16 protein-coding genes, 14 tRNA genes, 1 rRNA gene and 1 pseudogene are annotated in these 22,429 nt (G+C 40.4%); 3 read left to right on the top strand and 29 right to left on the bottom strand.

Features of this window, described 5'->3' with window-relative positions:
* Nucleotides 1-191 precede the first annotated feature (191 nt).
* Nucleotides 192-1,420 (bottom strand): annotated as a pseudogene (locus tag AAHB15_RS27320) (DUF438 domain-containing protein).
* A 272-nt stretch (nucleotides 1,421-1,692) separates the two neighbouring features.
* Between AAHB15_RS27320 and AAHB15_RS27315 the strand changes: the two are divergent.
* The gene (locus tag AAHB15_RS27315; protein WP_342043703.1) at nucleotides 1,693-2,670 is read left to right on the top strand and encodes a ring-cleaving dioxygenase; all 978 of its coding nucleotides are present in this window, start codon (nucleotides 1,693-1,695) and stop codon (nucleotides 2,668-2,670) included.
* Nucleotides 2,671-2,723: 53 nt separating this feature from the next.
* On the opposite strand, the gene AAHB15_RS27310 is transcribed toward AAHB15_RS27315, so the two are convergent.
* From AAHB15_RS27310 to AAHB15_RS27300, 3 genes are all read right to left on the bottom strand, one after another.
* Nucleotides 2,724-4,316, bottom strand: coding sequence for a long-chain-fatty-acid--CoA ligase (locus AAHB15_RS27310; protein WP_335574562.1), 1,593 nt, complete (start codon nucleotides 4,314-4,316; stop codon nucleotides 2,724-2,726).
* Between the two features lie 122 nt (nucleotides 4,317-4,438).
* A complete protein-coding gene (locus AAHB15_RS27305) occupies nucleotides 4,439-5,389 on the bottom strand; it encodes an alpha/beta hydrolase (protein WP_335574561.1) in 951 nt (316 codons plus the stop codon).
* Between the two features lie 155 nt (nucleotides 5,390-5,544).
* The gene (locus AAHB15_RS27300; RefSeq protein WP_335574560.1) at nucleotides 5,545-6,297 is read right to left on the bottom strand and encodes a GTP cyclohydrolase II; all 753 of its coding nucleotides are present in this window, start codon (nucleotides 6,295-6,297) and stop codon (nucleotides 5,545-5,547) included.
* 263 nt (nucleotides 6,298-6,560) lie between these two features.
* On the opposite strand from AAHB15_RS27300, the gene AAHB15_RS27295 reads away from it, so the two are divergent.
* Nucleotides 6,561-6,866 carry a hypothetical protein gene (locus AAHB15_RS27295; protein WP_342043702.1) on the top strand — a complete coding sequence of 102 codons (306 nt, stop codon included), beginning with the start codon at nucleotides 6,561-6,563 and terminating at the stop codon, nucleotides 6,864-6,866.
* A 64-nt stretch (nucleotides 6,867-6,930) separates the two neighbouring features.
* Here the strand turns inward: AAHB15_RS27295 and AAHB15_RS27290 are convergent, their stop codons facing one another.
* Nucleotides 6,931-7,653, bottom strand: a complete 723-nt coding sequence (locus AAHB15_RS27290) for a DsbA family oxidoreductase (protein WP_335574558.1) — start codon at nucleotides 7,651-7,653, stop codon at nucleotides 6,931-6,933.
* A gap of 205 nt (nucleotides 7,654-7,858) precedes the next feature.
* Between AAHB15_RS27290 and AAHB15_RS27285 the strand changes: the two genes are divergently transcribed.
* Nucleotides 7,859-8,575, top strand: a complete 717-nt coding sequence (locus tag AAHB15_RS27285; RefSeq protein ID WP_335574557.1) for a hypothetical protein — start codon at nucleotides 7,859-7,861, stop codon at nucleotides 8,573-8,575.
* A gap of 113 nt (nucleotides 8,576-8,688) precedes the next feature.
* Here the strand turns inward: AAHB15_RS27285 and AAHB15_RS27280 are convergent, their stop codons facing one another.
* From AAHB15_RS27280 to rrf, 24 genes are all read right to left on the bottom strand, one after another.
* A complete protein-coding gene (locus AAHB15_RS27280) occupies nucleotides 8,689-9,411 on the bottom strand; it encodes a CBS domain-containing protein (protein ID WP_342043701.1) in 723 nt (240 codons plus the stop codon).
* A gap of 83 nt (nucleotides 9,412-9,494) precedes the next feature.
* Nucleotides 9,495-10,337: a deoxyribonuclease IV gene (locus AAHB15_RS27275; protein ID WP_335574555.1), complete on the bottom strand. Its 843-nt coding sequence runs from the start codon at nucleotides 10,335-10,337 to the stop codon at nucleotides 9,495-9,497.
* Between the two features lie 93 nt (nucleotides 10,338-10,430).
* Nucleotides 10,431-11,900 (bottom strand): D-alanyl-D-alanine carboxypeptidase/D-alanyl-D-alanine endopeptidase, encoded by a 1,470-nt coding sequence (gene dacB, locus AAHB15_RS27270; RefSeq protein WP_342043700.1) that lies wholly within the window; start codon nucleotides 11,898-11,900, stop codon nucleotides 10,431-10,433.
* Nucleotides 11,901-12,062: 162 nt separating this feature from the next.
* Nucleotides 12,063-14,639: a DEAD/DEAH box helicase gene (locus AAHB15_RS27265; protein ID WP_335574553.1), complete on the bottom strand. Its 2,577-nt coding sequence runs from the start codon at nucleotides 14,637-14,639 to the stop codon at nucleotides 12,063-12,065.
* Nucleotides 14,640-15,021: 382 nt separating this feature from the next.
* Nucleotides 15,022-15,213 (bottom strand): YbxH family protein, encoded by a 192-nt coding sequence (locus AAHB15_RS27260; RefSeq protein ID WP_098531889.1) that lies wholly within the window; start codon nucleotides 15,211-15,213, stop codon nucleotides 15,022-15,024.
* A gap of 109 nt (nucleotides 15,214-15,322) precedes the next feature.
* Nucleotides 15,323-17,992, bottom strand: a complete 2,670-nt coding sequence (gene ppdK, locus AAHB15_RS27255; RefSeq protein ID WP_342043699.1) for a pyruvate, phosphate dikinase — start codon at nucleotides 17,990-17,992, stop codon at nucleotides 15,323-15,325.
* A 2-nt stretch (nucleotides 17,993-17,994) separates the two neighbouring features.
* The gene (locus tag AAHB15_RS27250) at nucleotides 17,995-18,810 is read right to left on the bottom strand and encodes a pyruvate, water dikinase regulatory protein (RefSeq protein ID WP_335574583.1); all 816 of its coding nucleotides are present in this window, start codon (nucleotides 18,808-18,810) and stop codon (nucleotides 17,995-17,997) included.
* 16 nt (nucleotides 18,811-18,826) lie between these two features.
* The gene (locus AAHB15_RS27245; RefSeq protein WP_186446674.1) at nucleotides 18,827-19,474 is read right to left on the bottom strand and encodes a helix-turn-helix transcriptional regulator; all 648 of its coding nucleotides are present in this window, start codon (nucleotides 19,472-19,474) and stop codon (nucleotides 18,827-18,829) included.
* Between the two features lie 218 nt (nucleotides 19,475-19,692).
* A complete protein-coding gene (gene mutM, locus AAHB15_RS27240; protein WP_342043698.1) occupies nucleotides 19,693-20,502 on the bottom strand; it encodes a bifunctional DNA-formamidopyrimidine glycosylase/DNA-(apurinic or apyrimidinic site) lyase in 810 nt (269 codons plus the stop codon).
* A 131-nt stretch (nucleotides 20,503-20,633) separates the two neighbouring features.
* Nucleotides 20,634-20,707, bottom strand: a tRNA-Ile gene (locus AAHB15_RS27235).
* A 15-nt stretch (nucleotides 20,708-20,722) separates the two neighbouring features.
* A tRNA-Gly gene (locus tag AAHB15_RS27230) sits at nucleotides 20,723-20,796 on the bottom strand.
* A 20-nt stretch (nucleotides 20,797-20,816) separates the two neighbouring features.
* Nucleotides 20,817-20,901: transfer RNA gene (locus AAHB15_RS27225), tRNA-Leu, on the bottom strand.
* Nucleotides 20,902-20,925: 24 nt separating this feature from the next.
* Nucleotides 20,926-20,999: transfer RNA gene (locus tag AAHB15_RS27220), tRNA-Trp, on the bottom strand.
* A 4-nt stretch (nucleotides 21,000-21,003) separates the two neighbouring features.
* Nucleotides 21,004-21,088 (bottom strand) — tRNA-Tyr (locus AAHB15_RS27215).
* Between the two features lie 14 nt (nucleotides 21,089-21,102).
* A tRNA-Ser gene (locus tag AAHB15_RS27210) sits at nucleotides 21,103-21,195 on the bottom strand.
* A gap of 27 nt (nucleotides 21,196-21,222) precedes the next feature.
* Nucleotides 21,223-21,299 (bottom strand) — tRNA-Met (locus tag AAHB15_RS27205).
* Nucleotides 21,300-21,322: 23 nt separating this feature from the next.
* Nucleotides 21,323-21,398, bottom strand: a tRNA-Ala gene (locus AAHB15_RS27200).
* Nucleotides 21,399-21,417: 19 nt separating this feature from the next.
* Nucleotides 21,418-21,494 (bottom strand) — tRNA-Pro (locus tag AAHB15_RS27195).
* 39 nt (nucleotides 21,495-21,533) lie between these two features.
* Nucleotides 21,534-21,619: transfer RNA gene (locus tag AAHB15_RS27190), tRNA-Leu, on the bottom strand.
* 7 nt (nucleotides 21,620-21,626) lie between these two features.
* A tRNA-Gly gene (locus AAHB15_RS27185) sits at nucleotides 21,627-21,698 on the bottom strand.
* 37 nt (nucleotides 21,699-21,735) lie between these two features.
* A tRNA-Leu gene (locus AAHB15_RS27180) sits at nucleotides 21,736-21,820 on the bottom strand.
* Nucleotides 21,821-21,919: 99 nt separating this feature from the next.
* Nucleotides 21,920-21,995, bottom strand: a tRNA-Thr gene (locus AAHB15_RS27175).
* 159 nt (nucleotides 21,996-22,154) lie between these two features.
* Nucleotides 22,155-22,230 (bottom strand) — tRNA-Val (locus AAHB15_RS27170).
* A gap of 7 nt (nucleotides 22,231-22,237) precedes the next feature.
* Nucleotides 22,238-22,353 (bottom strand): 5S ribosomal RNA (gene rrf / locus AAHB15_RS27165).
* Nucleotides 22,354-22,429: the final 76 nt, after the last annotated feature.

Below are 22,429 nucleotides of genomic sequence, written 5' to 3'. Positions count from 1 at the left end.
TACTTATACCTTTATTATCTCCGATTTTTTCCTTTTTCCCGGTCAACCTGTTACAGTTTAGTGAAGGATTGAGGCTTTTTTATCGACAGAAAAAGTGTGAACCACTAGAAAATGGCTGTTATTGTCATATTTTCACAAAAAATAAAAAACGCCTTCCACACCTGTTGAATCGGTGTAAAAGGCGAATTTTCTTATGATAGAATTCTTTTTTCTCCATCAATCATTTTGATAGGAGCAATATTTTGCGTAAATTCCATGGTACCAATATAAGCACCGTCTTCATCACGAACAGCAAAGTAGCGAATATAACATATTTATCCTTAAACTGTATCCAGAACTCTTCTGAGTCTTTTTTTCCAGCTTTAAAGTCTCTGAGAAGGTCCTCAACAACATGGACGCTCCGTGGAGGATGACAGTTCTGGACTGTGCGGCCAATAATCGCTTTCGTTCGGGCAAAGATTCTTTCTTTACCATGTGAAAAGTAACGAACCACATCATCATGATCTATGAAAGTAATATCGATAGGTAAATGGTTCAACATTAACTCTAGTTGTTTTAATGATAAAATTCCGGTTTCCATCTTAATAAATCCTTCTGTCAACGCCTTCTCATCTAGTCCCTTTCTTTCAGGCTTCCATTCTTGAGCAGGAGCAATTAAGCAATAGCCAATTTCATCACTCTCATGGGCAATTTTCACCCACTCATCTTCTGTGAAATTTTTTATTGCCATTGGGAAGAGGATGTTTTCCTCTTTATAGATCATCCCAGTTACTTCTCGAATGACGAACTGAAGGACGTCGATTACTGCTTGTTTGCCGCCTTTATAGTGAAGTAGATTTTTTTTAGCATCTTTAATGGCATCACGGATAAAATCATTAATTCTCCACATGTTAGTGGTTGGCCCATGGATCCCGTATCTCTCAAGATAAGGGAAAATTAAATTTTCTTTCCGGCTGTAGTGCTTATCAATATCTAGAAGCAGGTTGATGTCCTCGATCAGCTGATAAATTTGGTCAGTAGAATCTTCCTTTATAAACTGTTCTAAATGTATCTCTAACTTTGATTCAAGTAATTTTTCGATTTCCCGATTTTCCAATTTAAATGTGTGTACAGGGTGGCCCGGCTGCTCTTCCGGCCTTCCGGCTCGAGGCTCTTCTTCTATCTTGCCGTTAAAAATGTCGGAGTGCTGATGGTAGATTTGCATTAGCTCCCCTTCAGGAATGCTTCCTTCTTCAGCAAAATCCTGCTGAAGCTGCGTGATCTCTGCGATGGTTATACTGCCAACAAAAGCATCAAAATGTGCCTTTACCTCATCAAGGTTTCTGCCATTATGGAGGTCCTGAAAGGTTTGTTTTATGATTGTTATGCGATCTGTATAAATAGGAATCAGTTTTTCACGATTATTAATAAATTCACTCATAGTGATATTCTCCTTAATGTAACTGTTTAATTGAGAAACTTTATTAATAATTTAACACTTAAAATTTTATTAGATTGTGATTTACATCATTAATAAGCCTCTAATTGTGAAAACTTTAAGAACCGTTGGCGATTTCGTTTTTGACAACCAATCCTATTCATGATATATTTATCTCGAATTAAAGATAAATTATCTTGAGATAATCCTTGAGTGGTTTATCCTAAAATTGGAACAATAAGAATTACTAAATAGACTTATAGGAGTGTATATAGATGAATCAACTAAAAGGTATTCACCATGTTACGGCGATTACGAGCAGTGCCGAAAAAAACTATCACTTTTTCACTTATATATTAGGGATGAGGCTTGTTAAGAAAACCGTTAACCAAGATGATATTCAAACTTACCATTTATTTTTTGCCGACGATACCGGTAATCCTGGTACTGATATGACCTTTTTCGATTTTCCTGGGATTCCTAAAGGTGTTCATGGTACAAATGAAATTTTTAAAACATCCTTCCGTGTGCCAAGTAATACGGCATTAGAATACTGGGTTAAGCGGTTTGACCGTTTAGAAGTCAAACATACTGGCATAAAAGAACAGTTTGGAAAAAAAACATTGTCATTTGTAGATTTTGATGATCAACATTATCAATTAATTTCAGATGAAAATAACGAAGGTGTTGCTGCCGGAACTCCATGGCAAAAAGGACCGATTCCATTGGAATTTGCAATTACAGCACTAGGACCGATTTTTGTAAGGGTGGCGAATTTTGATTATTTTAAGGAAATGATGGAAAAAGTCCTCATGTTTAAGGAAATTGCCCATGAAGGATCGTTCCATTTATTTGAAGTCGGTGAAGGCGGCAACGGGGCTCAGGTTGTAGTCGAGTATAACGCGATTCTTCCTCCTGTACGACAAGGATTTGGTACTGTTCATCATGCTGCATTCCGTGTGGAGGACCGCTCTGTATTGGAAGAATGGATTCGAAGAATGGAAGGCTTTGGTTTTCAAACTTCAGGTTTTGTTGACCGTTACTTCTTTGGTTCCTTATACGTTCGTGTAGCGCCCCAAATTCTATTCGAGTTTGCCACTGACGGACCTGGATTTATGGGTGACGAACCATATGAAACACTTGGAGAGAAGTTATCCTTACCACCATTCCTTGAACCTAAACGCGAACAAATTGAAAGATTGGTGCGCCCAATTGATACAGTAAGAAGCACGAAAGAAATCATAAAAGAATAAATTAAAAAAAGGCAGTGATTTTTCTTGTAAAATCATTGCCTTTTTTTTAATCCTTAATTTACTTTCTTGGGCCCCTTCCAATACATTTCACGGAGACGATATTTTTGTAGTTTACCAGTTGCTGTTTTTGGCAGCGCCTCCACAAATTCGACTGTTTTAGGTGCTTTAAAGTGGGCCATGTTGCTTCGGCAAAATTGAATGATCTCATCTTCCGTCACCACTTCTCCTGGTTTCAGTACAATAATAGCCTTTGGCACCTCGCCCCATCTTTGATCTGGAATGGAAATAACTGCCGTTTCCAATACAGCAGGATGCTTATATAACACACCTTCTACCTCAGTTGAAGAAATATTTTCCCCGCCAGAAATAATCAAATCCTTGGCACGATCTTGGATTTCAATATACCCATCCGGATGGGTGACCGCTAAATCTCCTGAATGAAACCAGCCATCCTTAATCGCTGCTGCCGTATTTTGGGGGTCTTTATAATAACCTGACATGACGACATTTCCACGGGTCACGATTTCACCGAGCTCTCTTCCATTCCAGGCCACTTCTTCTCCGTTCTGTCGAACGACCTTTGTTTCCCCATTAAAAGCGAGTTCAATCCCTTGTCTTGCCTTAATCGTTGCTTGATCATCAGCAGATTTTGCATCAAACTCTTTTTTCCATTCACAATAAAGGATAAATGGTGAGGTTTCTGTCAAACCGTAAACATGAATCATCTTTAAGCCCAAGATCTCCTGCGCTTTCTGAATTAATGCGGCTGCTGGCGGTGCACCGGCTGTCGCCATACGCGGGTGCGTCTTCACTTTTATTTCTTTTGCTTTAGGTTCATTTACCAGCATATTTACCACGGTTGGTGCTCCGCAAAGCAATGAAATCTCCTTGTTTTCAAATAAATCAAGGATTACTGGTGGATCAACCTTGCGTAAGCAAACATGGGTACCACCTGCTGCTGTAATTGCCCAGACCCCGCCCCAGCCATTAGCATGAAACATTGGCAATGTATGAAGATATACATCATCACAGTTTACTCCCAAGTGATACATAAAATTAGCCGCATTCATATAGTTACTACGATGGCTCAGCATGACACCCTTCGGATGTGAAGTGGTTCCGCTAGTGTAATTCAACGTTAGCAGCTGGTTTTCATCGATTTCAACCACAGGAAAATCGGATTTTTCTGCTGTATGATGAAGAAAATCTTCATAATCTACACCTTTTAATGTAGTCTCGTGTCCAGGAACCCGGACAATTATAATATCATCCAATGCTAGATTATGGACGATTTCCTCAATTGGCTTCGTGAACTCCTCATCCACAATTAACATTTTTGCATCGCTGTGTTTGATAATATATTCCAAATCTTTTGCAGATAATCGATAATTCAAGGGCACCATGACTGCACCAAGCTGACAAATTCCATAGAAACATTCCAACATGTAATGGGTGTTTGGCAGCATCACTGCTACATGATTTCCTTCTTGAATTCCTGCATGATGCAGGGCAGTTGAAAGCTGGTCGGCACGTTGTCCAAATTCTTCGTATGTAAATTCTTTATCACCATCAATTACTGCGATCTTTTTCGGATAATACTTGATCGCTCTCCGTTTCCAATCAAGTGGGGTTAGTGGTGAAAACATGTAATCCACTCCTTATTATGATTTGAAAATTCATATAATAATTTTACCGTCGTTCCCTTTTTTCCTCGAAGCACTTTCAAAACAACATATGCAAGCCAAGCATATATTTTCAAAAAGATGAGTTATTTGATAGGGCTTTTTGTTTGATAAAACACTTCTTTTAGTGCTTGACCTGATTTTTCCAGTGCTTCTTTTCCAAGTGCAATAACAGAAGCCATGCTCATGAAACCATGAATGGTCCCATCGTAGCGGACCAATTCTGCCTTCACCCCGGCCTCCTGAAGTTTCCTTGCATAAAGCTCTCCTTCATCTCGGAGCGGATCATGTTCAGCCGTAATAACAAGTGCCGGGTGCAAACCGGTGAATTTTTCATAGAGAATAGGAGCTAAGAGCGGATTACCCTTATCCTCTTCTTCCCCGTTCGAATAGCAGTTAAGGAACCATTCCATTGTCCCTTGGGTTAAAAAGTAGCCTTCTGCATTTTCAAGCATCGACGGAGTTGGTTCACCCCAAATGTTTGTTGCTGGATAGAGGAGTAATTGGAAGCAAATCGCTGGTTTTTGCTTGTCTTTTGCCAAATTTGATATTACTGCCGCAAGATTCCCCCCTGCGCTATCCCCTCCAACGGCAATTCTACCAGGGTCTACTTGAAACTCTTCTGGATTTGCAGACACATATTCGACTGCAGCATAGCAATCATAAACAGCCGCTGGGAATTTATGCTCGGGTGCTAATCTATAATCAACAGAAATCGTTACACAGTTTGCAAGGTTTGTTAAAGCCCTGCAAATATTATCATGTGTTTCTAGGTTGCCGACCACCCAGCCGCCGCCGTGGAAATAAACAAGTGCCGGGCAGTTGGCTTCTGCCTCTTTTGGATAATAGACTCGAATAGGAATATCACCCTCTGGTCCAGGGATAGTCCGGTCCTCTAAATTGCCGACTGGCTCGATTTCACTTTTAGGAAGCTGAAATGCTTTCCTTGCCAACTCTGGTGTTAAAGTTTCTAATGGCGGCGTACCCAAAGAAGCTAAATAATCAAGTAACATTTTCGTTTGTGGATCAAGAGACATCCGTTCGCCCTCTTTCACGTGGAATAAACTTACATTTTTATAATTCGATAAAAAATGATAATATCCTTCCTTTGTTGGTAAGCGTTTTCAAAACAAAAAGACTAATCTTTATCTAAAGATTAGCCCTGCACATTTATTGCTCTTATTGTGAACTTTTAATCATTACAACAAGTCCCATCATCGTTCAAATGACCAGACTTATTGATTTTAGTTTTCAAATACTTCTCATTGTATTCTGATATATCCCCCCATAGAGATTCTCTGCCTGAAACCTCTAAACCAGCATTCTTTAATGCTTGGAGCTTTTTAGGATTGTTCGTGATTAGAGTAACTGGTTTAGACCGTAATGCTTTAAGGACACGAATCGCATCTCCATAATTCCTGGAGTCATCTACAAATCCAAGTGCTTCATTGGCCTCCACTGTGTCGTAGCCGTTCTCTTGCAGAATATAGGCCATTGCCTTACTGAATAAACCAATTCCCCTTCCTTCATGGTTCGCTAAGTAAAATAATGCTCCAATTCCGTGGTCTGCAATCATCTTCATGGATTGCTTTAATTGAAAGCCGCAATCACACCGCTTACTTCCAAAGATATCTCCTGTATGGCAAATGGAGTGAAAACGGATAATCGCATCATCCCCATATTCAAAGTCCCCGTAAGCGAGGACGCTGGATTGCTGGAATTCCGCTAAATTGGCCGAAGATAATTTTTCAATGATTTTTTGAAAATCCTCTGTTACTTCATCACAATTTAGCCAACAATACCATTTAAAAACAACCGTTTCCCCATACAAATTTACCGGTAGACGGATGGGGCCTACCAAGTAGATGGCGCCTTTATCCGTTTTAATTAATTTAATTTTGTCTTCTAAGACCGAAATTACTTTAGAATTGAGAGTATCTTTCACTGTTAAGCACCCCTTTTTAGCATTAGTGTTTTACTAGAAGTGCATTGGCATTCTTGGCAGATTTCGCTAAAATTGTCGGCAAGTTTGAACCTTTTCTATAATTGGTGTCAGGCACCATTTCCACTATTGTCACCTTTTTTTCATATTGGTAGGCTTTTGTCCCAAACTTGGACAGCCTTTTATACGTAAATTGGTAAAAGAAGAGTGAAGGTTAGGCAGGTTATTGTTATTCTCTTTTCTAGCTTGTAAGGAGGTGCACAAGTATGAGTGAATCTTCGACAGGAGGATTTCAAAATGAGGCAGAAGAGGTAAGAGGAGGAAACTTCTGGGATTTTATGTTAGGGTCCCATGTTCACCACCCCCAAGAGTCATCTTCAAGTAAATTATCCTCGGGGGATCATGGCTCAGACCAATTACCATCAAACCATTCATCAGTAAAACATGCAAATGACTGTCGAAACTCCCAATGGCAAAACTCTGTAAATGGGAAAACCCAGACAAAAATCTGTTGGTATGGTGGAAATATGTGGGAATATCGAGTTAGAAGAAGACCCATAGAAACGTGGTAATCCAATAAAAATGGGAAAGGATCTAATGGGCCTTTCCCATTTTTATTATAACCTTATACCCCATCTAGTCTTTTTCAGGAATTATACAGTTTCCATCCGTACAGCTGACATCCTGCTCGGTTGACAGATCCTGAAACATCGGTTTAGGTGCTTCTTCCTCCCAAACCTTGTGTAAGGCACCCATGAATGTTTCCAGTGGTTGTGCGCCAGATATGGCATACTTTGAGTTAATGATAAAATACGGTACCCCGCCAATTTGGTATTGCTGGGCTATTGCCTCGTCAGCACGGACTTCATTGGCAAAAGCGGTTTTGTCATGAAGGATATTTAATACCTCTTGGCGGTTTAATCCTGAGGCTTCAGCAATGTCTGCCAATGTGTCAAAATCCCCAATATTTTTTGCCTCAGTAAAATAAGCCTGCAATAAATTTTCAGAAACGACCGCAGCTTTCCCTTTCGTTTTAGCAAACTTCGCTAAGCGGTGGGCATCAAATGTATTGGTTGGCTTCATACCATCAAAATTATACGTTAAACCGACAGTTGCGGCTTGGTTTCCAACATTTTGATTGGCTTGTTTTGCCTGTTCAACACTCATTCGATACTTATTAGCCAATACCTCATGAATACTTTCCCCATTATATGTAGGGGAATTAGGATCTAGTTCGAAGGCCTTGAATTCTACCTCAACCTGCTCTTTATGTGGAAATTGTTCTAACGCCAGTTCTAAGCGGCGTTTTCCAATATAACAAAACGGACAAACATAGTCAGACCAAACTTCAATTTTCATATTTACACCTCGTTATTCATTGGTAAGTTACTACATAGTATCATAAAGAAGTTAAAAACCAATACAATGTGCTCATCGAAGTTTACTAAAGGTTTATTTCTTTTCTCTTGGATAGTGATTTCCTCCATAATAATGTAAATATAAACATAAATAGTTGATGGTTGGAAATAATAACCCCGATAACCTTGAGAGGATGGGATGTTTGATGTCGTTAGAATGGTTTGACAGAGTATGTGCTGAATTGCAAGATCACCTAGAGTCAATTTGTGAAGAATATGATCAAGTTGGTCAAATGACCATTGAAAGAGCTGCCAAACATCCAAGGATTGAGTTCTTTGTAGACACTGCAGATGTTGATACAGAAGAGCTCGATCGTGATTTTTTCTGCACACTTTTCTTTGATCCGCAGAATGAAGAGTTTTACGTCGATAGCTTCGATGTTGACAGCGGACACACGGCGAAAATCATCCTTTCAGATATTGAGGAGATTATCGATGAAGTGCATGCAAGCCTCCATGACTACATCAATGGCGATGACCATTATACTGATGATGGGGTCTATCTTCAGTCAGAAGAAGTATTTGATGAGGAAGACTGCGAGACCACTGAAGACGACATAGACGAAGAATATTATGAAGCGGAACAAATTAATGAAGATGATATTTTTGAGGAAATTGACGTTGACTGGTCCACACCTGAAGTGACTGCTTTCAAGCACGAAGACGAAGTGGAGGTAACTTATCAGTTTGGGGTTGTGCAGGAAACTGGTGATGGTGTGCTAAAACGAGTTAACCGTATTTGGACCACTGATGATGAATTGATCAAGGACGAATCCCACTTTATTTTTAGCAAAGAAGAAGCGTCTACCATAATTGCCATGATTGCCAGCCACATGGACCAATTAAGCGAGTTTGACTTTTAATTAAATAACCTAAAACGCATGGTGATTTGCCATGCGTTTTTTTATCGTTAAACCATATAGAAAGGGCTTGGGGTTGGTCGAGTCTAAATAATGGACTTCCGCCTTCCCCAAGTTTAATCAATTGTATAATCAATTTGAATCAGATCCCAGGCAGTGATGATCCCTAAGGGAACTTCATCCATTTTTCCGTTTTCAGTTATGATCACGCCTTCGATTTTACGTTTCTTTTTATGGGCTTTTTCAAAAATATTTTCTATTTCAAAAATATTCAAATCTTTCGCAACAATCTCAAGCGAATGTTCTTTTTCAAACTCCATGATGTCAGCAACAAGAATATTTGATAGATTTACCATGCCGTTTTCCATATTCTGCACCATCCATTTCATGATGGTGCCAGCAGTCAAAAGGCCGATACAATTATTATTTTTATAGATTGGGAATTTAGAATAACCGTACTTCTTAATCGCATCCATCACATGTAAGATGCTGTCCAGATGGTCAAAATAAACAACCTTTTTGGTAGCGATGCTTAGGGCGTAATTAGGGCGGTTTAACACATCGGCAATTTTTTCAATATGATGAACATCCTTGGCATTCGGCTCAGCAATATAAAATCCCACCTCCATTTTTTCATGGACGATCGCATTTCTCAGCCTCGCATATTGCTCTAAATCTTTTTTAAACGTATCGATAATTTGATATTTTTTTGCCCCAACTTTCACTAATACTACGAATCTCTCATCATTTATTTGAACGATAGCCCTTAAGGCATCATGAACCTGATTGAAGGCTACCTCAAAACGCTCTGACAAAAGTTGTCCCTGCTTTTTATACATATTTCCCTACTCCCTCAATACAAAGGCTATTATATATATTCATTATTTTAATAGTAAAATTAATACTTAAAATTTTCAAGAAACTACTTTTCCCATTTTTGTTTCAGCATTTTGATTTCCTCTTTGTGGCTAACCCCCTCATCATCAGGTGTTTCTAAGATTAACGGGATTCCTGCCAAAACAGGTGACTTAACAAGTTGTTCCAACTGTTCCGCGTTGATATATCCATTGCTGTTATTAAAAATATTGGCATGACGGTCCTTCTTGGAGCCTGTTGGATATTTGGAATTATTCAAGTGAATTGCTTTTAAATGTTCCCAATACCCTAAGCCTTCACCCTTTTCAATTAACTCCTCGGTATTTTCCCCATTCCAAAGACTACTTGCATACGCATGACAAGTGTCCAAGCAAAAGCCTAATTTCTCAGGATACTCAAGTAAATTTCGAATCTGGACGAGTTCTTCGATGGTTGTGCCAAGTGCTCCCTTCGTCCCTGCATTATTTTCTATTAGAATTAAAGAGCTGCCGTTCCACTGGCTAAGAACACTGTTAAGTATGTCTAACATTAAATGATAACTAGCAAGCGGATCTATTTTACTGATTTGACTGCCATAATGGACAACTACCCCAATCGAACCGCAGGCGTCCGTTATTTCTAAATCATTAAGAAGAGAGGCAATCGTTAGATCATGTTTGTCTTTTGAGGGGGTGATACTCGTAGAATACGGGGTATGGGCAACCGAACAAAGCTGATGGTCTAAACAGAAATCCTTACAGCTTTTCGCATCTTCTTGATCGAAATCCTTGATTGTCAGGCTTCTTGGGTTTTTCGGAAAATATTGAAAAGCGGATGCCTGATTAGCAACCGCTCTTTTTGCAGCACCTAAATATCCATCTTTAATGCTAACATGACTGCCGAAAATCATAAGTTATTCCCTTCCCATCCGTACACTATAATAAGGGATATTTTTTGCACCAGCTGCGCTTTCTATACGATAGAAGGTTATTGATTTTTTAAATTATTGATTAGCTAAAATAGTCACTAGGGTATCCTCAATTTTTTTCCCTTTTGTTTCATCCAGCATGTTATTTAGCAGGATGGAAAATATCATGGTTTGCCCACTTTTCGTATTCACATATCCAGATAAGGAAGTAACGGTTGAAATGGTACCTGTCTTTGCTTTTACCTTTCCTGCCGTACTCGGACCCTTCATGCGTTTTCTTAACGAACCACCAACCATTTTTTCAGGATTACCTGCGACTGGAAGTGCATGTAAATAGACTGGAAACCATTTTTCCTTCTGGACTGAAAATAAAGCTAAAGAAAGTTGATTGGCGGGAATACAATCAACGTGTGAGATGCCGGACCCATCCCTTATCACCATCGTATTCGGGTTTATCCCTAACTCTGCCACTTCTGATTTCAAAACCGCTAACCCCTTTTCCCAGCTGCCTTCTCCTTCTTTCACCATACCCATTTCCTTGATTAACATTTCGGCGTGGACATTATTACTGAGTTTCATAAATGGAACAAGCAATTCCGATAAAGGCATAGATTGATGTTTGGTTAATAGTTTTGCCTGTTCTGGGACTGTACCTGTTTTAATTTTTCCTGTAACAGTAATCCCATGATCAGCTAATGCTTGTCTAAAAAGTGTTGCCGCAAAACGGGTTGGCTCCCAAACCCCAATCCATTCCTTTACTGCTTTAGTTTTGAGTGGAAGAGTTCCTTCGATTGTTACTGTATTTTTCGAATGTTCCCGTTCAATCTTCATCTTTTTTTTTCCATCTTCAGCTAGTGTTACGGTTCGGTTAATAATTTTTACGTAATTACTTTGCGGGGTAACCGTTACTTTAGCCTTTTCGCCGATTTTCGATCCGGGTTTCACCTTTATCTTAATGGAGCCTGAGTCGTAGTCTTTTGTTGGAGAGACCGTTAGAGCGGAAATTTGGGCACCGTAGTAGGTTGATTCGTCACTCCATGGCATATCGAGTGAATAGCGAACATGATCGTAACGGGAATCATCAGCTACCAAATTTCCTTTTATTTTTTTTACACCGAGTTTTTCAATCGCCATTGCCATATTGTCAAAATCATCTTTAAGTAATGTCGGGTCGCCATTTCCTTTTAAATATAGATTTCCATGAATGGTTTTCTTGATTTCCTTTGCATCTGTCTGTACTTCTGTGGCAAAGGTATAGTTTTCACCCAGTACCTTGAGAGCTGCGGCAGCTGTCAATAGTTTCATGTTAGAAGCAGGCCGTAGGCGGACATCACCTTGGTAATCATATAGGATTGTACCGTTTGCGGCAGACCTGACACTTATTCCGGCAATGGCCCCTTGTAAGACCGGATCTTTCATAATGATTTGATTAAGTTGCTGAGACATATTTCCATAACCAGACATTGCCTTCACCTGTGTGTAGGGGGTTATGGAAATAACCATCGTTGTTAATATAATCACAGTATTTTTAACTAATCTAATCAAACCAAATTCCAGCCTTCCTTTTTTTTATGAGTGTATCCCTTTCTTTACAGATTATTGCAAATTAAACCCGAGCTCAAAAAGAACTCAGGTTCATCGCCCTGTACTGATTAATTTAGCGTCTAGTTATTTCATTAATTCACAGTCTATTTACGTTATCATGATTTAATAGTCATCACCATATCGATATCGTTTATACTTGGCTGCATGACAAGCATCACAGGTTGGAAAGCTATGATCCCATGGCAGCTTTTTACCGCAGGTTTTGCACTTTTTAACAAACTTTCTTATATCCGTTTTAAGCCGATCTTGGACCCGGTCACTCACTTCCTCACGAAGACGTTCCCAATAAATCGCTTCTGTTCGCTGACCTAACCTATATAAAAATAACAAGTGCAACCCAATTGCTTTATAGCTTAATTCCAAATCTTCCAAGCTTCTCTCCCTTACACCTGGCTCCGGGAGCTCTCTTCCTTCAATGAGGGCGTACATTGTATCTTCCCATTGTCTGGTTAACAATGATTCATTTTTTGAAAAAGGCAGGTGTAAAAATCCATATAAGTCCATTAATGAAAGCCGAGCTTCCACTTCAGTCCCAGCAACCAGATGATATAGAGACTTTTCTTCTGACAATGAGGCCTTTTTCGTTCCCTTTGGACTTTCAAATTTATCCCATAGTTCAAAAAATGTTCCCAAGTCATGATAATAACGTTGAAAGCGTTCAAAAACAGAATTGGTTGGAGCGATGGCAAAGGTATGAACCGGTTCATCTTCCTGCTCCAATAAATTTCGCATTTTCTTAATATCACTCGTGAAAGCGACTTTGCCGACATCATAAATCCCTTTCCGACCTGCACGACCGGCAATTTGCTTCACTTCTTGTGAAGTTAACAGCCTTCTTCTTGTGCCATCAAACTTGTCATTTTCCAGAAAAACAATTCGGCGGATTGGCAGATTTAATCCCATTCCTATGGCATCTGTCGCGACAATCACCTTGGTCTTTCCTGTATTAAACTGCTCAATCTGTTTTTTCCTCGTTTCTGGAGGCATACTCCCGTAAATCATGCTGACGGAATGGCCATCATTTTGCAGCCTTGAGGCCGTTTCAAGCACGCGTCTTCTTGAAAAACAGATCAGGGCATCACCTTTTTTAACGTGTTTGATGTTAAACTCTTTCTTTTCCACTTCCAGCGGTGTGTCGCGGCTATATTCATGAATTTCAATATTAGCATCACCTAATAATTGCAGTACCATGGTTCTGGCATTACGGCTGCCAATGATATGGACCTCCGCTGCATTTGCCTTGGTGATCGCTTTATACCAGGCAAAACCGCGGTCCTTGTCTGTTAACATTTGTGCTTCGTCAATAACCACAACCTCGTAATACTCTTTTTCATGAAACATTTCGACGGTACACGAGATATGCTCGGCACCGGCAACAATTTTTTCTTCTTCTCCTGTTTTTAATGAACAAGGTATTCCTTCAGCATTTAATTTGTCGTAAACCTCGAGCGCTAATAAGCGAAGCGGTGCTAAATATAAACCATTGGCCGCCTCCTTCATTTTTTCAAGCGCATGATGGGTTTTTCCGGTATTAGTTTCGCCAATATGCAGAACATAGCGGACATTCATCCTTAACGAAGGGTCATACTCTTCCCCAAAAATATCCCGCATCATCCGTTCTTCTGCCTCTTTTTTGCGCTGCAATTCTTCCTGCTCCGCTTTTTTCTTTACTTCCCGTTCCTCGTAATCCTTCTCAAAAATTTCCCAATGAATCTTCTCGTCGAACGGAATCTCTGCTAATTTTAATAAATCTATAAGATATTCCTGCTGAATATCTTCAATAAAATAACTCTCTACATCGTATAAAGGCTGTGCGATGCTTCCTTTAACAAAGGATGCTGATAATTTTTCATGAAAGGTTTCATAAAAATCTTCCTTAAGTTCCTCCGGAAGTTGTTCCAGTACTTTCTGTGGTATTAGGTCTGATAAATAATCGGAAATTAGGCTTTCATAGACAAAAAAATACGTTTGATATTCATAGAAGCTCCTTCCCCAATGCAAGGTTTTATGAATATCTCCTGTTAGCTCCTCAAAAAAGGTGGCAACTGTTGTATAGGAAGACGGATTAAATGCACCCTGGTCGACCAATTTTTCTTCAAGGGCAAAGGTATCAACCGATTGGAACTTTACATTATTTTTTATGTCAGCATCGAGCTGTTTGGCTGCAAAGTATCGAACATATAAATAAAAGAGCTCGTATTGATCTTCCAAGATACCAACAGCTACATCTTCTATTTCCGTCTGAATCGAGTGCTTCCGAGCTTCTAGTTTTTTCTGCTCCTCCCGCTTTACGAAGTTCTCCTTGGCAACATGATAGCGGTGAGTCCACTTTTCCTTCTGAGCTTCAAATTGTTTTCGAAGCCATTCCATAGCATTAAAAGGTAAATAGGTTCTCATTTCATCACGAAAAAGTTTATTGAGGAGCTTCCGATCAATGCCTTGAACTTCAAATCCTTGTTCACTTAAAAATTGCTTTTTTTCGTTCTTAGGCACATCGTTTGTTACTTTGTTCAACCAGACATTTACCCATATTTGCTCACTATAATGACCACGATCAACTAAATACTGTTCGAAAGATGGCAGAGACTCTTTGGTTTCAAGGTATCGATCGATATCTTCATAGATTTTGACTTTTGTCTGTTCAATCGCTTGAGGGTAAATAGATGTTAATTTATTCATTCTCATCCCTCCTAGAAAATTTGATTTTCCTTTTTTCTCAAAGTTATGTATAATGTGAGTATAGATTATCGTATAGTAAAAAAGACCGAGCATGACGACAAATACGGCTCGGTCATGCAATAGCTGCTTTCCTTTTTGGGGATCGGCGTTACGGACCATAATCCACCGCTTCTGCTTGCCGGCTCAAGGGTGGATTATTTTTTTTTGTGGAAGGACAGAATCGTGACAATGAGACTAGCAAACGATAAGCTAAACATCAATGCCTGAAAAACTGTCAAAAGCATCACCCCCTTTCTATTAGGAGATGTGCCGTCCACCCTTGAGAAAACTATGCTATTGCATGTTCATTATAGCATTAATCAAATTATCGAACAAGCGTTCTTTAAATATTATGTTTATTACAATATGCATCCACTAATTCCTCGATTTGATCCAGTTCAGGATATTTTCCGGAAAACTGAAATTGGATTTCTTCAATAAAGCTCTCTCGATTATACACATGAATCGCTCCATTTTGTTGGATGACACTATATTCTGGTACAAATCGGTATCCACTTCGTTCAATTGCCCCCATACTAATCCCCTTTTACATTTTTTTATAGTATTTGCTGAAAACAATGATATCATCCTTGAGCAAAAGAAAGAGGATGGTGCACGACACACACATCCCCTTCCTTATTCTATTAAGCCGTCGTATATACCTCTTTTTTATTTAGATCATGACGAATGGTTGCCTGTGCGGCAGCTAAGCGGGCAAGCGGCACACGATATGGCGAGCAGCTGACATAATCTAGACCCGTTCTGTAACAGAAATCAATCGAACTTTTCTCTCCGCCATGCTCTCCGCATATCCCTGTTTTTAAGGACGGTTTGGTCGCACGGCCAAGCTTCACACCTGTTTCTACCAATTTGCCAACCCCATCTTGGTCAAGTACAGCAAATGGATTATCCGGCAGTACTTTAGTTTCAATATACGCTTGCAGGAATTTGCCTTCTGCATCATCACGGCTGTATCCAAACGTGGTTTGCGTTAAATCATTGGTTCCGAAAGAGAAGAAGTCTGCTTCCTCTGCAATTTGATCCGCAGTTAGGGCGGCACGTGGAATTTCAATCATCGTACCAATTGTATAATTAAAACACTTACCGGTTTCTTGCTGAACAACAACTGCAGCATCAATCACTAATTGACGCATTTGCTTTAACTCGTTTACATGACCAACTAGTGGTATCATAATTTCAGGCTGCACTTCCAGCCCTTTTTCAGCTAATTTTGCTGCAGCATAAAAGATGGCTTTTGCCTGCATTTCATAAATTTCAGGATAGATCATTCCAAGACGGCAGCCGCGGTGGCCGAGCATTGGATTAAATTCATCTAATTGACGCACCTTTTTAAGCAATTGTTCTTTCTTCTTTAAGTCTGCTGATTGAGGATCTGTCAATTGAAGCTTTGTCACTTCTACTAACAGTTCCTCTTTATCTGGTAAAAATTCATGAAGGGGCGGATCTAGTAAACGAATGGTTACCGGGAAACCTTGCATGGCTTCGAATATCCCTTCAAAATCGCCTTGCTGCATTGGTAACAATTGGCCTAATGCATCCATTCTTTCATTGTAATTTTCCGCTAAAATCATTTTTTGGACGATAGGAATCCGCTTCAAATCCATAAACATATGCTCCGTACGGCATAGGCCAATACCACCAGCACCAAATTCAAAGGATTTCTTTGCATCTTCCGGATTATCTGCATTCGCACGAACGCCAATTTTCCGCTCCTGGTCAGCCCAAGCTAAAAGGAGTTGGAATTCATCAGAAAGTTCTGGGTCAATCATTGGTATTTCACCAAGCATAATTTCCCCTGTGGAACCATCGATGGTAATAATATCACCATAATTTACTACCGTTTCTCCTATGGTAAATTGTTTTGCTCGTAAATCTATTTTTAACGACTCACATCCACAGATACAAGCTTTCCCCATTCCGCGTGCAACAACTGCAGCGTGGCTGGTCATTCCTCCGCGGCTAGTTAAGATCGCTTGCGCGGCGACGATACCGTGAATATCGTCAGGCGTTGTTTCAGGTCTAACGAGGATCACTTTTCTTCCATCATTTCCTAAACTTTCGGCTTCATCTGCGTCGAATACTACCTGACCTGTCGCTGCTCCCGGTGATGCCGGCAATCCCTTAGCTAAAATATTTTTTTGAAATTTGTCATCAATCCGGCGGTGGAGTAGTTGATTCAATTGGTCAGGGTCTACTCGCAACAAGGCCGTCTTTTTATCAATAATTCCTTCTTGAACCATCTCAACAGCAATTCGAATCGCTGCTTGCGCTGTTCGTTTCCCATTACGGGTTTGCAGGATGAAAAGCTTGCCGCGTTCTACCGTGAATTCGATGTCTTGCATTTCCTGATAATGCTGTTCAAGAATTTTACATGTATCCGTAAATTGCTTAAATACTACCGGCATTTCTTCCTTTAATGTTGCGATGGGCTGTGGTGTCCGAATACCAGCAACAACATCTTCTCCTTGGGCGTTTATTAAGTATTCTCCGTACAGTACATGCTCGCCTGTTGAAGGATTTCGTGTAAAAGCAACACCAGTTCCAGAATCATTGCCCATATTGCCAAACACCATACTTTGAATATTAACGGCTGTTCCAAGGTGGTCTGGGATTTTATTCAGGCGGCGATAGACGATGGCGCGCTGATTGTTCCATGAATTAAAGACAGCGTTAATCGCAAGAAAAAGCTGTTGTTTTGGGTCCTGTGGGAAATTTTTTCTTGTATGCTTTTTGACAATGGCCTTATAGCCAATAATTACTTCCTGCCAATCTTCTGCAGACATTTCTGGATCTGTACTATACCCTTTCTCTTCACGTGTTTCTTCTAGGTATTGCTCGAAATAAAATGTATCGATTTCTAAGACTACATTACTAAACATCTGAATGAAACGGCGGTACGAATCATAAGCAAAACGAGGATTATTGGTTAATGTTGCTAAACCGGCTACCGTTTCGTCGTTCATTCCGAGGTTTAAGATAGTGTCCATCATACCTGGCATGGAAAAAACAGAGCCAGATCGGACTGAAACTAATAAAGGGTTTCCTGAGTCACCCAGTTTTTTTCCCATTTTTTCCTCTAAGCGGCTAAGTGCTTCCAGTGTTTGTTGCTCCACTTCTAGTGGAATGGTTTTGCTAGATTCATAGTAAGCATTACAAGCCTGAGTCGTTATGGTAAAACCAAATGGCACTGGCAGGCCAATTCTAGTCATTTCTGCAAGATTTGCCCCTTTACCCCCAAGTAAATCTCTCATATTTCCTTTTCCCTCATGAAATAAGTAAACAAATTTCTCCATCTCTAAAAGCTCCTCTCTTTTTTTAATATATCTAGTATTAAGCCTGCTGTTTCTTCTACTGCTTTATTTGAGACATCAATAACAGGGCATCCTACCCGCTTCATGATTTTTTCTGCATGGTCTAGTTCCTTTAGTATTCTCTCAAAGCTGGCATAGTTAGCACGTGAAGCTAACCCCAACGCTCTCAAACGTTCTTTGCGGATTTCATTTAACTTATCAGGTGAAATAATAAGCCCGATGCAATTCTTCCTTGGTATTTGAAATAACTCCTCCGGAGGCTGAACTTCCGGGACGAGCGGAACATTGGCCACCTTATACCGCTTGTGCGCCAAATACATCGATAGCGGCGTTTTGGAGGTGCGCGACACACCTATCAGAACGATATCTGCCTTTGTTATGCCTCTTGGGTCACGGCCATCATCATACTTAACGGCAAATTCAATCGCTTCTATTTTTCGAAAGTATTCCTCATCAAGTTTTCTCATTAGTCCTGGCCGGTGATGAGGTTCCTTATTAAATTTGGTTTCGAAAGCGTTCATCAATGGACTTAGTAGATCAACTGCCATGATGCCTTCTTCAGCTGCCCGGCGGTCTAAATAATCTTTTAAGGTTGGTATAACAATCGTATAAGCAATTATTGAATTAGCCTTAATCGCTAATAGAATGACATCCTCTATATCTTCAAAATCTTCCACGTAGGAATTACGACGAATATCAACTTGGCCCCCATTAAATTGGGTTGCAACTGCTTTTACAACAAACCCAGCCGTTTCCCCAACTGAGTCGGAAACCACATAGACCACTTCTTTTTCTGCCAAAATTACTGCCACTCCCTTAGTCTGATTTTTCATCCATCATTTCTAAATATGCCTTTGTGATCGTTGTTTTCGTAATTCGCCCCACTAGCAAATATGTATTCTTTTGTTCGTCGGCTTCTCGTACAACAGGAAGCGAATCAATATGATTTTGGATCATTTTTTTTGCTGCCTCGAGTAAGGTTTCTTCCGGATAAATGGTAATAATATTTGGCATTCTCGTCATAATGACGCTGACTGGTAACTCCGAAAGATTTTGATTACCTAATGATGCTCTGAGCAAATCCTTTCTAGAAATGACCCCAGCTAGATGCCCATCAGAATCAACCGCGTAAAGTGTGCCGACATCCTCTAAAAATAGTTGGACAATGGCATCGTATACGGAGGTTGATTTACCAACTACAATAGGGTGCGCTTTATAATTATTGACACTATGATGCAGGACTTTCTCCGCTTGGCGCTTAACCTTAAATTTGTCATTATAAAAATAACCGACACGCGGCCTTGCATCGATATTGCCTGACATGGTCAAGATGGCTAAGTCCGGTCTTAATGCTGCTCTTGATAATGACAACTTGTCTGCAATCTCTTTTCCTGTGATTGGTCCATTTTGTTTTACAATCTCCAAGATTTCGTCCTGACGCTTTGAAAGTTTTATCTTCACCACCCCCTTTATCCTATTAACATAATATAATATATGTAATTACTTTAAATGTGTTATACTTATTTTTATTTAGTATATAACATTTAAGTGTAAAGGGAAATAGGTATTTGTTAAAAAAAACACAATTACACCTTTGACGCCAAAATAAAAAAGGCACAAGCGATTATAAGTTAAATCGTTTGTGCCCTTTTTTGTGTATTCCTAATACGGTAAGGAGTTTTTTAGCTCTGGCAATTAGGACAATAATAAGTTTTTCTAGAGGAAATCACCTCGATAACAATAGTTGCGCCACACCGATAGCATGGTTGACCTTCGCGGTTATAAACCTGGCAACGATTATTAAACCCACCGGTTAACGTGTCTCCCTTAAAGATTGGATTATCCATATACCCACCGTGCTTAATCCCATCTTGAAGAACATTTTTCATTGAATCATAAAGTCTGCTTCGGTCACTATCATTAATGTCGTCAATATCCTTGGTCGGTTTGATCCCAGCCTGAAAGCATATCTCTGCAGAGTAGCAATTCCCGATACCAGCAATAAATGATTGATCGAGTAAAGTAGTTTTTAAACGGCCATGTTTTGAAGCTATTCTTTTTAAAAATTCATTTACGGTAAATTCAGGATTCAATGGCTCTGGCCCTAAGTCCGACAGCTTTTCCTCTGTTTGAGTTTGATTATATAAATGCAAATATCCTAACCGTAGACCTATAAAATAAAGATGATTTTGTCCAAATGATAGTCGGACCTGTATTGTTCTGTTTGGTTTTTCCGATTCAGTCCCGAAAAACATCCATCCACCCAGCATTAAGTGTAATAAAAGTGTTTGCTCATTTTTCAGCTGGAATAGGAGATGCTTTCCTCGACGTTTGATATCGACGATTTGCTGGTGCTGAACCGTTTTTTTGAAGAGGTCAGGATTGATATTAATGGATTTATCACGGTTTATTTGAACATCTGTTACAACTTGATTCGCAATTTTGTCTTTTAACAGGTTTTTATAGTTCTCCATTTCCGGAAGCTCAGGCATATCGGTCTCCTCCCACAATCCATTTTCCTAGTATCGTTCCCCGTAACAAAAAAGAAAATGAAGTATAAATGTTTATAGACACAAAAAATACCGAACAGGATCCTGTTCGGTATGATTCATTCATTTTTTAATGGGCCTAAATGGACTCGAACCATCGACCTCACGCTTATCAGGCGTGCGCTCTAACCAGCTGAGCTATAGGCCCATAATTTAAAACTTATGGAGCGGGTGATGGGAATCGAACCCACTACATCAGCTTGGAAGGCTGAGGTTTTACCAGTAAACTACACCCGCATCAGAATAAATATTCTAGTTGGTACCGATGGTCGGGGTCGAACCGACACTCCTCACGGAACACGATTTTGAGTCGTGCGCGTCTGCCAATTCCGCCACATCGGCATGTGTTAATAATCAAAAAAATTATGGCAGGGGCAGTAGGAATCGAACCCACACTGAAGGTTTTGGAGACCTTAGTTCTACCTTTAAACTATGCCCCTAAAGTGGTGGAGGGGGACGGTTTCGAACCGCCGAACCCTGAGGGAGCGGATTTACAGTCCGCCGCGTTTAGCCACTTCGCTACCCCTCCAATGAATATAAAAATGGCGGAGGAAGAGGGATTCGAACCCCCGCGCGGTTTAACCCGCCTGTCGGTTTTCAAGACCGATCCCTTCAGCCGGACTTGGGTATTCCTCCATTTTTAGTAAACCATATTTATACTAATGGTAGCGGCGGAGGGGATCGAACCCCCGACCTTACGGGTATGAACCGTACGCTCTAGCCAGCTGAGCTACACCGCCATTATATTATTTTAAGAAGTAATTGGTGGAGTCTAGGGGGATCGAACCCCTGACCTCCTGCGTGCAAAGCAGGCGCTCTCCCAGCTGAGCTAAGACCCCATTTTCTATAAGAACTTCATGGTCGGGAAGACAGGATTCGAACCTGCGACCCCTTGGTCCCAAACCAAGTGCTCTACCAAGCTGAGCTACTTCCCGAAATATGAAAGTTATTTTGCTTTCGCAAAAAAACTTTGATGCCGAGGACCGGAATCGAACCGGTACGGTAGTCACCTACCGCAGGATTTTAAGTCCTGTGCGTCTGCCAGTTCCGCCACCCCGGCAAAAGAGAGCGGAAGACGGGATTCGAACCCGCGACCCCCACCTTGGCAAGGTGGTGTTCTACCACTGAACTACTTCCGCATATATATGATAAGTTATTTTACTTCGTAAAAAAACTTGGTGCGGGTGAAGGGAGTCGAACCCCCACGCCTTGCGGCGCCAGATCCTAAGTCTGGTGCGTCTGCCAATTCCGCCACACCCGCATTTTCAGTTTAGTAAAAAATAACTAGTTTAATATGCTTAAATTCCCTTCGGGATTTCGCGTATGCATCCTCAGATGTAACTCGAAGAAGTAAGAAGCATGGTGCCGGCGAGAGGACTTGAACCCCCAACCTACTGATTACAAGTCAGTTGCTCTACCAATTGAGCTACCCCGGCGTAAAGTTTGGAAAATATTAAATTCATATACGCTGTCTTGTTAACGTCATCCTGACCTCAGAAAGATTATTCAAGTAGCAGCTCGGTCAGTATGCTGAAGTTCATTCAGGAAGCTTATTCGGTCGTGCTCTACCAATTGAGCTACACCGGCAAGGTATATGGTGGAGGATGACGGGATCGAACCGCCGACCCTCTGCTTGTAAGGCAGATGCTCTCCCAGCTGAGCTAATCCTCCATATAAAGCCTGGCAACGTCCTACTCTCACAGGGACAAAGTCCCAACTACCATCGGCGCTGAGAAGCTTAACTTCCGTGTTCGATATGGGAACGGGTGTGACCTTCTCGCCATTATTGCCAGACTATTTAATTGAAAGAAGTTCGTTCTCTCAAAACTAGATAATATATAGAAGAAGTAAAAACGAGTTCGCTTTATTA

Origin of the sequence: Bacillus sp. OTU2372 (assembly GCF_038440275.1) — a bacterium.
In the GTDB taxonomy this organism is placed as follows: domain Bacteria; phylum Bacillota; class Bacilli; order Bacillales; family Cytobacillaceae; genus Neobacillus; species Neobacillus bataviensis_B.
Note: the sequence above shows the minus strand (reverse complement) of the source record. Positions and strands in the feature narration are given on the sequence as shown.